Genomic DNA, 15,522 nt, shown 5'->3' on the forward strand with positions numbered 1-15,522 from the left:
GGCGGAAATACAGAAGGCTATCTATTGAGATTGCGGCAATTCCCGGCAATCGTCAAATCATTGCTTTTTATTGCTGCGCGCCTGGCGCAGCACTTCATTGATCTGCGGCTGGTCAATCGGGCCGGTGATGCGGTAGCGCAGAATCGAAACTTTATTCCACAGCGGACCCAGCACTTTGCTGGCGGCAAATACCGCCGCGCCGACGATGGGGTTGACGGCAAAGGCCGCCGCCACGCCGACGGTCGCGGAGATCTCCGGCGCCACCACCGCCTGCAGATCCAGCTGGCGACGCACCAGATCGACCGACCCTTTCATAGCAATATCCGCTTCAAGGCCATCTACCAGCGTATCATCGGTATGCAGTACGCCATCCTTAATCCATGCCGTACTGTTAATCGAATCGAAGTAAAAGCCTTCGCTGAAGGTATCGCTGAAATCGAAACGCAGTTTACGCAGCAGGGCATCCACACTCAGCAGACGCAGCAGCTGGCCAGCGTGCCCGGTACTCAGGTCGGTAAACTGCCCCTTGCCCAGGTGGCTTTTAATGATGCCATTGAGCGACGCGACATCGGGTGACCAGGGCGGCGCGCGCCAGTGCAGATCGTAGTCGATATCAAACGGCGAATCCTTCACCGGCGTGGAGACGCCAAAGAAATCCGCAAATGCATCCGTCTTATTGCCGTGCAGTCTGCCTTTCAGCGAGGTTCGAACCCCTGAAGGGGCGTTCACCCACACGCCGTTGGTCGTCAGCCGGCCAAACCCGGTATCCACCAGGCCGTTGGAGAGCGTTAAGGTATCCCCTTTGATCGCCACATCCCCATCGATGCGGCCATATTTTTGTCCCCACAGCCAGCATTCCGCGCAGCGTAGCTGCAGATCGGGCCAGCCATGGAAATCCAGCCGCGTCGCCGTCTGGGGGGCCACATTCTCTGTTGCGTTCTGGCCGCTGGCGCTGGCCGGATTGAAATAGAGATAACGCACATTTGCCAGCCACGGAGCATTGTCGCGCATCGTCAATGTGGCATTGATCTCACGCCCCTGCGCCTCAACCTGCGAGCCGCCGGCGACCGGCTGGGACATCAGACTGACGTTGTTCCACTGTTGCCCCGCAAGGGCCAGCGACGGCGTACGCAGCACAATGCGCGGTGGAAAGAGCACGCTGCTGCTCACTTCATTTGCCGCGCCGTTCTCGAAGAGCGCCAGCCACTGCGCGCCATCCATCGGCGGCAGATTAAGCTCGATACCGGGCTGATCGGGCAGCGGAGAGTGCCCTTTGCTGTCAGTGGTAAGGATCGCTCTATCCAGCGTCAGCTTATGATTGAGCAACCAGCGGCTGTTAATATGATTCTTCGCCCCGACGGAGCCGGTCAGGTCGAAGCTGCTCAGGCCGCCGGCGACGTTAATTTTGACCGGAAGGGGTTCGCCGGCGGGCTTACTGACTGGCGAAGGTAAGCGACTGCTCACATTCTTCAGATCGCCGTTGATATCGACCTTATAGCTGGCATTGCCATGGTACGGCAGTTCGATGGCGACCTTGCCATCCCACGGGACGCTACCGCTCAACGCCTCACTCACGGCTTTCGGCAGCAGCCCGGTGCGCGACGGCTGCCAGTTGGCATTCATCCCGACATCCACCAGAAACGCTTTTTCACCTTCGCGGGTGGAAAAATTGAGGTTCAGCGGCTGATTAAACCAGGTCGCGCTCAACGTTTGACTATTGAGATCGCCATTCACAAAGCTGAAATTACCGCTCAGGTTCTGCAGCGTAGTATCTAACGGTTTGATAAACAGGCTATTATTCTGCAGGCGCACATCGCCTTTCGCGGTGGTCATCTCGCCGTCGAGGGGGATATTCAGATGTAAGCGAGCGCTCACATCCCCATCCAGCTGCAGGGAATCCAGCGCCGCCCCGAGCGACTCTTTCAGCGGCGTAGTATTAAAGTAAGGTCCAACCTCTTTGCCCGGGCCTTTGATATCGGCATCAATCAGCAGTTTTTCCTGCGCATAGTCCGGGATTGCGGCATCGAGATTGCTGGCGGTCACGTTGCCAAGCATCGCTTTATCCGCCCGCATCCACAGGCCGTTGTTGATAAAATTGAGGTCGATGTTCAGCCCGGTTAGCGCCGGCCAGTCCGGTTGGAAGGCAAAAGTGGCGTTCTTCAGCGGAACATAAACCTGGAACTGGCCTTCATTATGCGGATAAGGAAATAGATGCGGATTGCCGCCATACACCAGCGTCGCATCGCTGGCTTGCCCCGCTTTAATCGCGCCGCTGAGATAGTCCACCAGCGCTTTGCCCATCAGATTTTCCGGGAAATAACGCCATGCCTGGCCACCGTCATTGGTGCTGATGCCCGCCAGAATGCCCAGCCAGGGATCGTCCCCCTGCGGTTGCAGATAGCGGAAGCCGCCGCGGGCGCGTACGCCTGTCGCCTGCACGTCTATATCGCGGCCATCAAGCATAAACCCTTTGTCGTTTTTCACCCAACTGAGCGTGGCTTCGCCAGCGGCTATCTCCAGCGGCGCGCGGAAGACGCCGGCATACGGCATCAGCGCCTTCGCCATATGGGCGCGTAATTCCCCGTGCTCAACGCTGCCATTCAGACTGCCGGAGAAGTGCTCTGCCCCCGGCAGGAGTTTCCACTGCTTCCACGCCAGATCGCTCCACTGCGCCTGAAAACGCGTTTTCTCCGTCGCCTGCAGGGGGATATCGAGAGCCAGCAAATTGATTTTGCCGCCAGGCTGCGTGGTACGCCAGAGTTCGCCCAGAGAAGGCGCCAGCTTATCAGCAAACGGCTGTAACCCGCTCAGGCCGCTGAGGGCCAAATTGCTGGCGCGAATACGTAACTCATCGCTACGCTGACGATCGTCGCCACCAACGTCCTGCGCCGGGATCCATGCCATCGCCAGGGCTCCGCTTGGCCAGGGTTTATCATCGATAGCGATCCGCGTATCGGGAATATAAAAGGCCCAGCTTTGCTTATCATGGGAGAGATGCGCCGTCAGGTTATCCACCGACAAATGATGGACTTCGTTATCGCCCTGCCAGCTGGCGCCCCCTTTTTTCAGCCATACGTCGCCGCTGGCCACATCGCCTTTTTCAATGGTCATCCAGCCTTCGAGGCTGAAGCGGGCGCTTTTCAGGGCGATATTGTCCTGCATCCAGCGTCCCAGCCACGGTTTGACGTCGATATCATCCGCCTGCAGCCAGACCCGGCCTTTATTCAGCAGGCCATCCTCATCGCGAAGATCCATCCGCACCTGCATGACGCCATGCTGGCCGGTGAGGCTGGAGAGGCTGAGCTGCCCCTCGGCGCGATGACGGTTCCTGCCGTTAAGCCATGTCAGCTGCGGAACCGCCAGCTCCGCCCGCTGACCGGAAAGGGTCAGGAAGCTCAAATGGCTGTCGCGCAGAGTAAAGTGATCGAACTGACGTAAAAAGAGATCGCTGATGCGGTCGGTTTTCAGGCTTTCGCCACCGTCATTGGTCTGAATAGGGGTATTGGTATGGGCCTGCAGCTGCCAGAAGGTGAGGTCGCGGAACTGCCAGCGCATATGCAGCAGGCTCTGCCAGACATCCAGCGCCAGGGTTACGCGCTTGACCGCCATTGTGCCGCCATCTTTCAGCCCGACATGGATATCGCGGGCGTCTAACGTCGGACCAAAAGTCTGCCAGCTGGCGGTGATCTGCGAGGCGTCCACCGGCGTACCGGTGAGGGTGGAGATCTTCTCCAGCAGCTGCGGACGCCAGGCGTCGAGCTGTGGCAACACGAGACGCAAGCCACTCACCAGCAGCGCGACGATAACAATCAATGTTGCCACGGTGAGCAATAAAATCCCGGGCAGTCGCCTCACGCCTCTCTCCTTGTCAGCCGCACAATGACGCGGTGTCTTACATCATAACCACATCGAACTGCTCTTGATTATAGAGCGGCTCAATTTGTACCTTCACCTGCTTGCCGACAAAGATTTCCACTTCCGCCAGCGCATGCGACTCTTCCCCTTTCAGGGTTTCCGCCACCGCAGGGGAAGCATAGACCAGGAAGCGATCGGAATCATAAGCATGATGTACGCGGACGATCTCACGCATAATCTCATAGCACACCGTTTCCACCGACTTTACCGTTCCACGTCCGTGGCAGGTTGGGCACTCGTTGCACAGCACATGCTCCACGCTTTCACGGGTGCGTTTACGGGTCATCTCCACCAGGCCCAGCTGGGAGAAGCCGTTAATGCTGGTCTTCACCCGATCTTTACTCAGCGCCTGCTCTAAAGAGTGCAACACCCGTCGACGGTGATCTTCATTGTTCATGTCTATGAAATCAATGATGATAATGCCGCCGAGATTACGCAAACGTAGCTGGCGGGCTATCGCCTGGGTGGCTTCGATGTTGGTATTGAAGATCGTATCGTCAAGATTGCGGTGCCCGACAAAGGCCCCGGTGTTGATATCGATGGTGGTCATCGCCTCGGTCTGGTCGATGATCAGATAGCCCCCGGATTTGAGCTCGACTTTACGCTCCAGCGCGCGCTGAATTTCGTTCTCAACGTCAAAGAGATCGAATATCGGCTGACGGCCGCTGTAGTGTTCCAGCTTGCTGGTCATTTCCGGGATATATTCGGCGGTGAATTCGAGCAACGCCTCATAGGTCAGGCGCGAGTCGACGCGAATGCGATCCAGTTGCGCATCGGCAAAATCACGCAGCACGCGCTGGGCCAGAGCCAGCTCGCCATACAGCTGATAGCGGGTCTGGTTGCGCTTTTTGCGCTCCATCACCTTGGTCCATACGCGCTTAAGATAAGCGGCATCGGCGGCCATCTCCTGCTCGTGAACGCCTTCCGCAGCGGTGCGAATGATAAACCCGCCCTGCTCATCGCAATATTCTGCGACGACCTTTTTTAGGCGCTCGCGCTCGGCTTCGCTTTCAATCCGCTGAGAGACCCCCACGTGGGAGGCGCCTGGCATAAAGACCAGATAGCGGGAAGGCAGGGTAATATCGGTGGTCAGACGCGCGCCTTTGGTACCCAGCGGATCTTTAACCACCTGGACCATCAGGTCCTGGCCCTGGCGCACCAGCTCCGAAATATCGCGCACGGTAAACTGCTTTTGCTCCTCACCGGCGACGCACTCGGTATGCGGCATGATATCGGAGGCGTGAAGGAACGCCGCCTTATCCAGACCAATATCTACAAAAGCCGCCTGCATTCCCGGCAGCACTCGGCTAACACGACCTTTGTAGATATTGCCTACTATTCCGCGTCGCGCTTCACGCTCAATATGGATTTCCTGCAGAATACCGCCATCAATATACGCAACGCGCGTTTCGGATGGCGTTACGTTAACTAATAATTCAGCCGTCATCTTTATCCCTTTCCTTTACGCAGTGAGTTAAAGTTACTGAGCAACTCATACGTTTCCACCAGCGGTAAGCCGACTACGGCGTGATAGCTGCCATTAATCTTCCTGACGAAGCAACCACCCAACCCTTGAATACCGTATGCACCTGCTTTATCTAAAGGCTCGCCGCTGGCCACATAATCGGCGATATCCTGCTCGCTGAGCCGCCGGAAGGTCACTTCCGTGACCACCAGACAGTCCAGCGTTTGCTGCTTATCCGCCAGCGCCACCGCGGTCATGACCTGATGGGTGTGGCCGGAAAGCAAACGCAGCATCGCTGCAGCGTGTTCGGCGTCGCGCGGTTTTTCCAGCACTTCGCCGTTCAAAATGACAATCGTATCCGCTCCCAGCACCGGCAAATCGCGGGTGGCCATCGCCACCCCGGCCTGCGCTTTTTCGCGCGCCAGGCGGACGACATAGTGCTGGGCGCTCTCCTGCGGCTGGCGCTGCTCCTCAATACCAGGAACCAGACGCTCGAAAGCGAGACCAAGCTGAGTCAGCAGTTCCTGCCGACGCGGGGAACCAGAAGCGAGATACAGAGTTGTCATATCAACCTTATTGCACTGCAAATTGCTGACGCACTTTACGCATCAGCAGGAAGAGCCATGGCCAGAGGATGCCGTTTACTACACTACTCCAGAATACTTCCGGACGGAAAGAGACGTTGATCACTAAAAACTCTGCCCAGAAAACAATGATATCCACGGCCAGGGATAACAGCATTACCACCAGCGCCTGTTGCCACAGCGCCAGGTTACGGAACAGCTGATACTTCAGCGCGACCAGATAGGCGACGATGCTTAAAGACAGCGCGCGAACGCCGAGCGTTGAACCGCTGATGAGATCAAGAATAGCCCCCATCACGAAACCCGTCCCCACGTTTACCCGGTGCGGCAACGCGAGGATCCAGTACAGCAGGATCAATAATACCCAGTTGGGCCGGAAAACGCTGATGTCCGCCGGCCAGGGCATAATTTGCAGCAATAGCGCGATAAGAAACGAGAGCCAGATAACCCAGCGTCCCTGGCTACGGTAACTTGCCACTATTGCCCCCCTGCAGGCTGCGACGGCTGAGGCGGCGTCAACCCGGTGGCGGGCGCCGGCATCTGCGGCCCCATCGCATCCGGCGCAGGCAGTACCTGCGGCATCATCTGCATCAGACGTTCGTTAGCCACCCGATGAACCTCTTCCGGGGTCATCGGGTTAGCGCCATTACGATCGGCGCCCCACAGCAGCAACAGATAGCGCAAGCGCTGCAGCCCGGCCGTCGGACGCGCCTGAATCACGGTATAGGCGCGCTGGGTGTCCAGTTTCACCGAGGAGACTACCCCAACCGGATACCCTTCAGGGAAACGACCGCCGAGACCGGAGGTCACCAGCACGTCGCCGACGCGAATATCGGTATTCGCCGGCAGATGCTCAAGCTGGAGATCGTCCGTGCAGCCGTTACCGGCGGCAATGACGCGAATGTCGTTACGCAGAACCTGGATCGGCAGCGCATGAGTGGCATCGCAGATCAGCAGCACCCGGCTGGTCATTTTCGCCACGGCCACGACCTGCCCCACGACGCCTTTATCGCTGATAACCGGCTGGCCTTCATAGACGCCGTTCACGCTGCCTTTGTCAATAACCACCTGATCGCTGTAAGGGTCGTTGACCGTTGAGATGACCTGCGTCACCATTTTTTGCTCGTCCTGGCGCAGCGGCGAGCCAAGCAGTTCACGCAGGCGCGCGTTCTCCTGCTTGTACTGGCCCAGCATCAGCAGATCGCTGTTTTTCAGCAACAGCTCCTGGCGCAGCGCGCGGTTTTCCAGTTCGAGCTGGTCGCGGGTAGCTAGCGTCTGCGATACGCTGTCGAGCAGTTCCCGGGGACCATTAGAGACAAAGTAGAAAGGGCTGACGGCTGTATCCATGTACGTTCTGATTTGACTGAACGTACCCAGGCGGCTGTCGGCGATAATCACGCCAAGCGCCACCAGCACCGCCAGAATAAGGCGAATCTGTAGCGAGGGGCCACGGCTAAAAATTGGCTTCATAGGCTATGCGTATTCTCGTGTCAGTAAAGACCAGGGGCAGCTCGTATGCCGCCCCGGACCTTCAGGCTGACTACTCTTCGCTAAACAGGTCGCCGCCGTGCATGTCGATCATCTCCAGCGCCTTGCCGCCGCCACGCGCTACGCAGGTCAGCGGATCTTCAGCAACCACGACTGGAATACCGGTTTCTTCCATTAACAGACGGTCCAGGTTGCGCAGCAGCGCACCACCGCCGGTGAGAACCATCCCGCGTTCAGAGATATCAGACGCCAGTTCCGGCGGGCACTGCTCAAGGGCAACCATGACCGCGCTCACGATGCCGGTCAGAGGCTCCTGCAGCGCTTCAAGAATTTCGTTTGAGTTCAGGGTGAAGCCGCGTGGCACGCCTTCCGCCAGGTTACGACCGCGCACTTCAATTTCGCGCACTTCATCGCCCGGGTAAGCCGAACCGATTTCATGCTTGATACGTTCAGCGGTCGCTTCACCGATCAGGGAGCCGTAGTTACGACGCACGTAATTGATAACGGCTTCGTCGAAGCGGTCACCGCCGATACGTACAGAAGAGGAATAGACCACGCCGTTCAGGGAGATAACCGCCACCTCAGTGGTACCGCCACCGATATCCACCACCATGGAGCCGGTCGCTTCAGAAACCGGTAAGCCTGCGCCAATCGCTGCCGCCATCGGCTCTTCGATCAGGAAGACTTCACGGGCGCCTGCGCCCTGCGCGGATTCACGAATAGCGCGACGTTCGACCTGGGTTGCGCCAACCGGTACACACACCAGCACGCGCGGGCTCGGGCGCATAAAGCTGTTGCTGTGCACTTGTTTGATAAAGTGCTGCAGCATCTTTTCCGTCACGAAGAAGTCAGCGATAACGCCGTCCTTCATCGGGCGAATCGCCGCGATATTACCCGGGGTACGGCCGAGCATCTGCTTCGCTTCATGACCCACGGCGGCGACGCTTTTCGGCGATCCGGCACGATCCTGACGAATGGCCACCACGGAAGGCTCATTCAATACGATGCCTTGTCCTTTTACGTAAATAAGGGTATTCGCGGTACCCAGGTCAATGGACAGGTCATTGGAAAACATGCCACGAAATTTTTTTAACATACTAAGGGATAATCCTGAAAGCTGGGGCGGAAAACAAAATCCGCTTACTTTACCAACCACACGCAGCAGCGACAAGGCGCAAAAATCACCTGCTGCGGTGAAAATTAGTGCAGTTCATTTCCTTTGTTACAAATTTTCCCGACTCCGTTCATTGCTGAAATCTTCAGCAGCGCTCCACGCCTGAATTTGTAACCTGTCAAAGGAGGGTCACTGGCATTTACATTGCGATGATCCGGCAGGTAGACAAGCACACCCCCTTCACGATGGCGCGCGTTATTCTACGTGAAATCACGCTAAACGGCAGATCAAACCGAGTATCTTTGCGAATATTTTTTCACATTTGTGTCAAGTGGCTGTGAGGCGGCAAAAAATTCCCCCTGCCCGCCCGTGACACCGCATTGGGACAGTACCAACCACTCGCTGCGGCTGCGTACGCCCGTCGCAAAAACTTGCATAGGCATGCCTTTACAGGCTTCCACCAGGCTTTGCACCAGCAGTTGGTTCTCGCTGCGCTTTTCGATGTTGCGCGCCAGACCCGGATGCAGTTTGATCAGCTCCGCATCCAGCTGCTTGATCCAGCTGGTTCCAACCAGGGTTAACCCCGCCTGAACCACTGCCACCCGAACGCCCAGAGCGTTAACCAATCGCATAACCGGCTGCAGACGGCCGATATATTGACAAACATCTGCCTCTGCAAGTTCAAAAATAATCCGCTGACGCTGCGATTTTTCACACTGCATCAAGGCATCGCGCAGCCAGCGCTGGAAACGCGGACGGATCAGCGACTCCACCGACAGCTGGAGCGCCAAATTCTCCTCGGGCCAGAAGCCTAAAAACGGCAGCAGGCGCGTTACCTGCAGGCGGTCATACTCCTCCGCCAGGCCAAACTGCAGCACCATCGGCATGTATTCCGCTGCAATCACCTCTTCTTTACCGTCGTACATCCGCGACATCAGTTCACGATGATGTACCCGCCCGTCGCGGGTGACAGCAGGTTTTTGGTACAACCGCGGCCCGCCGCGGCTCAGCATCTGTTCGATCAGCGTTCGCCAGCGAACGTTGCCGCGACCTTTCTCCGGAAGGGTGTCATCATAGACCGACCAGCTGTTGCTGCCCTGCAGCACCGCGTTGCGCGTCGCCGCTTCCGCATGTTCCATCACCTGCGCCGCCGATTGCCCGCTGCGGAAAGAACAGATGCCGATATGCATCATATCGTCGCGATCGAGGATACGCGTTGGAGGCAGCGCATCCATCGCCTTCAGCAACAGGCCGGCGATACTATCCGCCTCTTTCAACGTACGGTGCGGCAGCAGCACGGCGAAGTCGCTACGGTGATAGCGCGCTAACAGCGCGCCGGGGTAACGCATAATAAAGGTAGAGAGCAGGTTGATAAGCGTAAAGTAATGTTCTTCGGCCGCCGCCCGTCCCCAGTTGTCCCGTAGCAGATCAAACTCCGGCAGACGGATCATCATCACGATGCCGTAGGCTCCCACCTTCTCCTGGTCTTCCAGCAGCGTGGCCAGCTGATTGTCAAAAAACAGGCGGTTATTCAGTCCGGTTTTCGAATCCTGCGCCGCGTAGGAGCGAATAAGCGTATCCATCCGGCTGCGCTGATCGCTGGCGAACTGCAGCTCCGACAGCAGCATATCCAGCGCGCTACTGGTGCTGGCCGGCCATTCATAGACCGACCCGCGCACCTGCGGCCCGCGCTCGCCGCTCAGGATACGCGTGGAACGCAGCTCCAGCAGCTCCTGGCCGGCCAGCTGGCGGCGGATCCAGCGGACGGCGAAGAAAATAATCACCACCATGAAGCCAATGGAGATCGACAGCGGGGCAGTGATCGACAGCGAACGGAAATAGTTCACCATCGGGTCAACGTAGACCAGATGCAGCGTAATACCAGGATGTTTAAGCGACTGAACCGTGATCTCACGGAATTGCTCATGGCTGCCGAGCGGGCGATAGCTATCGGGTCGGGAATGGCTGTAGAGCGGTTTGCCGTTGAGCATGAAATCGATATGCACGATCTCGATCGGCGTCATCAGCTCATCCAACTGCGGTTCAAGCTTATCGAAAGAGGTGGTGATGAGCCGGTTATCCAGCATGGTCGCCACCGCCTGAACGCGGTTTTCGACCTTGTTCTCAATGCCGTTATAAAAACTCAGCGAAGCGCCAATCAGCGTGACAAAGATGGTCAGGCTAGTTAGCAGCGTAATAAAGGCTGAGAACTTCGTCGTTAATCGCATCCCTGTGTTAACTCCGCGAGTGAATGACTACCCGATGAACCATCAGGCTCCCGTGCCGGCGCGCGCCTTGCCGCAAGCATTAACCTTTTAAAGCGCGACGCATACTATCAAAGATGGCGAGTCTGGCAATGGAATGCGTATTATCGGTAAAAGTATGCCGATAGCGAGTATAGTTTGCAGAAAAAATTTGCCAATCGTCGCCAGCCTGCGGCCTGCGCCAGAAGCGCTTTAATTTTAGACGCAGGATGGCAAACCCGCGCCAACGACGCAAATTATTACCGCTATACCGTCTGGCCAGCTTACCGCCCCCTTTTCCCTGCTAAAGATGCCGGGTCATGCGCGGCAAAGGAAACGCCTTGCGCCACTTTCCGATGATTCCTGGACGACCGCGCCTCTGCTTCGGCGGCGGCTCCTCATCCTAATGTGCAATTTTTCGTGACATATTCGCCATTCATCGCCGTCTCCGTCATGCTTAGGAAAACGCATGACGGAGGACACCATGAAAAGAAAAAAACTGACGGAAGCCGACGTCACGGCCGAATCCGTTTTTATGCTCAAGCGGCGCCAGATGCTGAAAATGCTGGGCATCAGCGCGACCGCGCTTTCCCTTCCCGCCGCCGCGCAGGCCGACCTGCTGGACTGGTTTAAAGGCCACGACCGCCCACCAGCGCCAGCGGGCAAGGCCCTGGAGTTTGCTAAACCCGCCGAGTGGCAGGCTAATTTGACGCTTACCCCGGAAGATAAGGTCGCCGGTTACAATAATTTTTATGAATTCGGCCTCGATAAAGCCGATCCGGCGGCGAACGCGGGTAGCCTGCGCACCGATCCCTGGACGCTCACCATCGGTGGCGAAGTGGCGAAACCTCTGACCCTTGACCATGACGATCTGACCAAACGCTTCCCGCTGGAAGAGCGCATTTATCGTATGCGCTGTGTGGAAGCCTGGTCGATGGTGGTCCCCTGGGTCGGCTTCCCGCTGCATAAACTGCTGGCGCTGGTGGAGCCCACCAGCAGCGCGCGCTATGTGGCCTTCAAAACCCTCTATGCTCCGGATCAAATGCCCGGCCAGAAAGACCGGTTTATCGGCGGGGGGCTCGCTTACCCTTACGTGGAGGGGCTACGGCTGGATGAAGCGATGCACCCGCTGACGCTACTCACCGTCGGGGTGTATGGCAAAGCGCTGCCGCCGCAAAACGGCGCGCCGGTCCGCCTGACCGTGCCGTGGAAGTACGGTTTTAAAGGCATAAAATCCATTGTTAGTATCGAGCTGACCCGCGAGCGGCCGCCAACCACCTGGAACCTGGCGGCGCCGGACGAATACGGCTTCTTCGCCAACGTCAATCCGCACGTCGATCACCCCCGCTGGTCGCAGGCTAGCGAGCGGTTTATCGGCGCCGGCGGCGTGCTCGATGTGAAGCGTCAACCGACGTTGCTGTTTAATGGCTATGCCGACGAAGTGGCGTCGCTGTATCGCGGCATGAATCTGCGGGAGAACTTCTAGTGCGTTTCACCGTCAAACAGATCGTCTGGCTGAAGGTTTTACTTCACCTTGCGGGGTTTTTGCCGCTGGTCTGGTTATTCTGGGCCGGGCACCAGGGCTACTTTAGCGCCGATCCAGCCAAGGATATCCAGCACTTTACCGGCAGAATGGCGCTTAAGTTTCTGCTGGCGACGCTGCTGGTCTCTCCGCTGGCGCGCTATGCGAAGCAGCCATTATTGATTCGCGTTCGTCGGCTGTTAGGTTTATGGTGTTTTGCCTGGGCGACGCTGCACCTGACCAGCTATACCCTACTGGAGCTGGGCATTAACAATCTGGCGCTGCTGGGCTCGGAGATTATCACCCGCCCCTATCTGACATTGGGCATGATCAGCTGGGCGATTCTGCTGGCGCTGGCGGTGACCTCCACGCAAGCGATGCAGCGAAAACTGGGGCGTCGCTGGCAACTTTTACACAACTTCGTCTATCTGGTGGTGATCCTCGCGCCGATACACTACCTGTGGTCAGTGAAGATCGTCTCGCCGCAGCCCGTTATATATGCCCTGCTGGCAGCGGGGCTATTGACATGGCGTTACAAGAAGTTCCGCCAGTGGTGGCGCGCAATCCGGTAATGTGCAGTTTCCCGCAGATCCTTTATCAACCGCGACTCTTTTTCAGATAGCGGTTGATAATCTTCCCTGATAAGACCAGTATTTAGCTGCCAATTGCTACGAAATCGTTATAATGTGCGACTTTGGTTTTCCTGACGGGGTTTTCTGACCCTGAAAAGGTGACAAGGGCGCATTGAAGGTATATGTTGTTTTTTACCCGAAAATGGCAGGAGATCGCCACACAATGGCAGTGAAGTTTCACATTTTGCTTTTGAATGGTCCAAACATTAACATGCTCGGTACCCGCGAGCCTGAGAAGTATGGCCCTCTCACGCTGGCTGAAATTGTTAACCGTTTAACATCTGAAGCGGCGGCGCTGAATGTGAGTCTGGATCACCTGCAGTCCAACGCGGAGCATGCGTTAATCGACCGAATTCATCAGGCTAAAGACAACGTGGACTATATCCTGATTAATCCGGCCGCGTTCACGCATACCAGCGTAGCAATCCGTGACGCTTTGCTCGCCGTGAACATCCCGTTTATCGAGATTCACCTGAGCAATGTGTATGCACGCGAACCCTTCCGCCAGCACTCGTATCTGTCAGATGTCGCCGCTGGCGTCATTTGCGGGCTGGGGGCGGATGGTTATTCATACGCTTTACAGACGGCGGTAAAACGCCTGTCACAATCACACTAAACAAAGAGTACGGAACCCACTCATGGATATTCGTAAGATTAAAAAACTGATCGAGCTGGTTGAAGAATCAGGTATCTCCGAACTGGAAATTTCTGAAGGCGAAGAGTCTGTTCGCATCAGCCGCTCTGCACCGGCCGCAAGCTATCCGGTTATGCAGCAGGCTTATGCTGCGCCGATGATGCAGCCTCAGGCGCCTGCCGCCGCGACTGCCGCACCAGCTGCTGCGGCTGAAGCGCCGGCGAAAGCGGAAATCAGTGGTCACATCGTACGTTCCCCGATGGTTGGTACTTTCTATCGTACGCCGAGCCCGGACGCGAAAGCGTTTGTGGAAGTTGGCCAGAAAGTTAACGTGGGCGACACCCTGTGCATCGTCGAAGCGATGAAAATGATGAACCAGATCGAAGCCGACAAAGCCGGCGTGGTGAAAGCCATTCTGATCGAAAGCGGCCAACCGGTAGAATTCGACGAGCCGCTGGTAGTTATCGAGTAACGAGGCGAACATGCTGGATAAAATTGTCATCGCTAACCGTGGCGAGATCGCACTGCGCATCCTGCGTGCCTGTAAAGAACTGGGCATCAAGACTGTCGCTGTGCACTCCACTGCGGATCGCGATCTAAAACACGTATTGTTAGCGGATGAGACGGTCTGCATCGGTCCGGCTCCGTCCGTAAAAAGCTATCTGAACATTCCGGCCATTATCAGCGCCGCTGAGATCACTGGCGCGGTAGCGATTCACCCGGGTTATGGCTTCCTCTCTGAGAACGCTAATTTTGCTGAGCAGGTTGAGCGTTCCGGTTTCATCTTCATCGGCCCGAAAGCCGACACTATCCGCCTGATGGGCGACAAAGTGTCCGCCATCACCGCCATGAAGAAAGCTGGCGTTCCGACCGTTCCAGGTTCTGATGGCCCGCTGGGCGACGACATGGACGCTAACCGCGCCCATGCCAAACGCATCGGCTATCCGGTGATCATCAAAGCCTCCGGCGGCGGCGGCGGTCGCGGTATGCGCGTTGTACGTAGCGACGCTGAACTGGCGCAATCCATCTCCATGACCAAAGCGGAAGCCAAAGCGGCTTTCAACAACGACATGGTCTACATGGAGAAATACCTGGAAAACCCACGCCACATTGAAATTCAGGTGCTGGCGGATGGTCAGGGTAACGCGATCTATCTGGCTGAACGCGACTGCTCCATGCAGCGCCGTCATCAGAAAGTGGTCGAAGAAGCGCCGGCGCCGGGCATCACCCCGGAACTGCGTCGCTACATCGGCGAGCGTTGCGCGAAAGCCTGTGTGGATATCGGCTACCGCGGGGCGGGTACCTTTGAGTTCCTGTTCGAAAACGGCGAGTTCTACTTCATTGAAATGAACACCCGTATCCAGGTAGAGCATCCGGTAACTGAAATGATCACCGGCGTTGACCTGATCAAAGAGCAGCTGCGTATCGCAGCCGGCCAGCCGCTGTCCATCAAGCAGGATGAAGTGGTAGTTCGCGGCCATGCGGTGGAATGCCGTATCAACGCCGAAGACCCGAACACCTTCCTGCCGAGCCCGGGCAAAATCACCCGTTTCCACGCGCCGGGTGGCTTTGGCGTGCGCTGGGAGTCACATATTTACGCCGGTTACACCGTACCGCCGTACTATGACTCCATGATCGGTAAACTGATCTGCTACGGCGAAAGCCGTGACGTGGCGATTGCCCGCATGAAGAATGCGCTGCAGGAGCTGATCATCGATGGCATCAAAACCAACGTCGATCTGCAGATGCGCATTATGAGCGACGAGAATTTCCAGCATGGTGGCACCAATATCCACTATCTGGAGAAAAAACTCGGCTTGCAGGAAAAATAATTCTGCTCTCTCAGCAAAAGGCCGGGTAAACCGGCCTTTTTTCTTTTTCTCTCTCCTCATCTATACCATGCGGTACAATCCCCGCTTTCTTCA

General features: G+C 56.9%; 13 protein-coding genes. 5 read left to right on the forward strand and 8 right to left on the reverse strand.

Going from position 1 to position 15,522, the window contains the following annotated elements; translation table 11 throughout:
* Nucleotides 1-57 precede the first annotated feature (57 nt).
* The 8 genes from KPHS_47850 to KPHS_47920 all read right to left on the reverse strand — a co-directional run bounded on the left by KPHS_47850 (nucleotide 58) and on the right by KPHS_47920 (nucleotide 11,065).
* Nucleotides 58-3,855: an AsmA2 domain-containing protein gene (locus tag KPHS_47850; protein YP_005229085.1), complete on the reverse strand. Its 3,798-nt coding sequence runs from the start codon at nucleotides 3,853-3,855 to the stop codon at nucleotides 58-60.
* A 37-nt stretch (nucleotides 3,856-3,892) separates the two neighbouring features.
* The gene (locus tag KPHS_47860; RefSeq protein ID YP_005229086.1) at nucleotides 3,893-5,362 is read right to left on the reverse strand and encodes a ribonuclease G; all 1,470 of its coding nucleotides are present in this window, start codon (nucleotides 5,360-5,362) and stop codon (nucleotides 3,893-3,895) included.
* Nucleotides 5,363-5,364: 2 nt separating this feature from the next.
* Nucleotides 5,365-5,946 carry a Maf-like protein gene (locus KPHS_47870; RefSeq protein YP_005229087.1) on the reverse strand — a complete coding sequence of 194 codons (582 nt, stop codon included), beginning with the start codon at nucleotides 5,944-5,946 and terminating at the stop codon, nucleotides 5,365-5,367.
* 7 nt (nucleotides 5,947-5,953) lie between these two features.
* Nucleotides 5,954-6,442 (reverse strand): rod shape-determining protein MreD, encoded by a 489-nt coding sequence (locus tag KPHS_47880; RefSeq protein ID YP_005229088.1) that lies wholly within the window; start codon nucleotides 6,440-6,442, stop codon nucleotides 5,954-5,956.
* The gene (locus tag KPHS_47890) at nucleotides 6,442-7,434 is read right to left on the reverse strand and encodes a cell wall structural complex MreBCD transmembrane component MreC (protein ID YP_005229089.1); all 993 of its coding nucleotides are present in this window, start codon (nucleotides 7,432-7,434) and stop codon (nucleotides 6,442-6,444) included. The genes KPHS_47880 and KPHS_47890 overlap by 1 nt, the downstream gene beginning before the upstream one ends.
* Nucleotides 7,435-7,504: 70 nt before the next feature.
* A complete protein-coding gene (locus tag KPHS_47900) occupies nucleotides 7,505-8,548 on the reverse strand; it encodes a regulator of ftsI, penicillin binding protein 3, septation function (protein ID YP_005229090.1) in 1,044 nt (347 codons plus the stop codon).
* Between the two features lie 305 nt (nucleotides 8,549-8,853).
* Nucleotides 8,854-10,794, reverse strand: coding sequence for an RNase E specificity factor CsrD (locus KPHS_47910; protein ID YP_005229091.1), 1,941 nt, complete (start codon nucleotides 10,792-10,794; stop codon nucleotides 8,854-8,856).
* Between the two features lie 79 nt (nucleotides 10,795-10,873).
* Nucleotides 10,874-11,065, reverse strand: coding sequence for a hypothetical protein (locus KPHS_47920; RefSeq protein ID YP_005229092.1), 192 nt, complete (start codon nucleotides 11,063-11,065; stop codon nucleotides 10,874-10,876).
* 228 nt (nucleotides 11,066-11,293) lie between these two features.
* On the opposite strand from KPHS_47920, the gene KPHS_47930 reads away from it, so the two are divergent.
* From KPHS_47930 to KPHS_47970, 5 genes are all read left to right on the forward strand, one after another.
* A complete protein-coding gene (locus KPHS_47930) occupies nucleotides 11,294-12,295 on the forward strand; it encodes a putative sulfite oxidase subunit YedY (RefSeq protein ID YP_005229093.1) in 1,002 nt (333 codons plus the stop codon).
* A complete protein-coding gene (locus tag KPHS_47940) occupies nucleotides 12,295-12,903 on the forward strand; it encodes a protein-methionine-sulfoxide reductase heme-binding subunit MsrQ (protein ID YP_005229094.1) in 609 nt (202 codons plus the stop codon). The genes KPHS_47930 and KPHS_47940 overlap by 1 nt, the downstream gene beginning before the upstream one ends.
* 223 nt (nucleotides 12,904-13,126) lie before the next feature.
* Nucleotides 13,127-13,579, forward strand: coding sequence for a type II 3-dehydroquinate dehydratase (locus KPHS_47950; RefSeq protein ID YP_005229095.1), 453 nt, complete (start codon nucleotides 13,127-13,129; stop codon nucleotides 13,577-13,579).
* A gap of 22 nt (nucleotides 13,580-13,601) precedes the next feature.
* Nucleotides 13,602-14,069 carry an acetyl-CoA carboxylase gene (locus tag KPHS_47960; protein ID YP_005229096.1) on the forward strand — a complete coding sequence of 156 codons (468 nt, stop codon included), beginning with the start codon at nucleotides 13,602-13,604 and terminating at the stop codon, nucleotides 14,067-14,069.
* A 10-nt stretch (nucleotides 14,070-14,079) separates the two neighbouring features.
* Complete coding sequence (locus tag KPHS_47970) at nucleotides 14,080-15,429, forward strand: acetyl-CoA carboxylase biotin carboxylase subunit (protein ID YP_005229097.1); 1,350 nt, start codon at nucleotides 14,080-14,082, stop codon at nucleotides 15,427-15,429.
* Nucleotides 15,430-15,522 lie beyond the last annotated feature (93 nt).

Source organism: Klebsiella pneumoniae subsp. pneumoniae HS11286 (genome assembly GCF_000240185.1).
Taxonomy (GTDB): domain Bacteria; phylum Pseudomonadota; class Gammaproteobacteria; order Enterobacterales; family Enterobacteriaceae; genus Klebsiella; species Klebsiella pneumoniae.